General features: G+C 46.4%; 1 protein-coding gene. It reads left to right on the top strand.

Annotation, left to right across the window (positions count from 1 at the left end; genetic code table 11):
* Nucleotides 1–580 (top strand): Tn3 family transposase (locus NO989_RS21900; RefSeq protein ID WP_371343205.1); only part of this gene is annotated, 580 nt, incomplete at its 5' end.
* Nucleotides 581–674 lie beyond the last annotated feature (94 nt).

The raw sequence follows: 674 nt of genomic DNA, 5'->3' as shown, positions 1-674 counted from the left end.
CACCATACTGGCGCTAAAGAAGCCTATCAGAACGAATGTTATTACAACGGGATGGCAAGATATCAGGCGTATTGTTCTGTCACTTCAGACAAAGCGGACGACACAAGCAATGCTGGTGAGAAAGCTGTCTGGTTACCCTTCTGGACACCCAATATTACAGGCTCTGACGGAGTATAATCGACTGGTTAAAGCGCAATATTTACTTGACTACATCGACGATGCCAGTTTGCGGCAGTATGTGCAACGTGCCCTGAACCGGGGAGAAGCATGGCACTTCCTTAGACGAGCCATTGCGTCGGTGAATGGTGATCAGTTCCGTGGCAAAAACGAGTCTGAAATCGCTATCTGGAATGAATGCGCAAGATTGCTTGCCAATGCGCTCATCTACTTCAACTCCGCGATACTGAGTCATCTTCTGGGACACTTTGAAGCGACAGGTGATGAAGAAAAAGCGGCTATCACTCGTGCTGTTTCGCCCGTTGCATGGCAAAGTATCAACTTAAGCGGGACGTATAACTTCACCAATACCGGAAAATTGCCTGATATTAGTGAAATTACGAAGCCAATCGTGGATGATTAAGCTTGGAAACGAAAGTAACCCACAGCTGGAGGCTATATAATACAAAGCCTGTAGCATTCTATGTTACTTTAGAGGGGAAAATCCCTAGAACCCC

This window comes from Alteromonas sp. DY56-G5, from assembly GCF_041414725.1.
Lineage (GTDB): Bacteria > Pseudomonadota > Gammaproteobacteria > Enterobacterales > Alteromonadaceae > Alteromonas > Alteromonas macleodii.
This window is presented reverse-complemented; position numbering and strand designations above follow the sequence as displayed.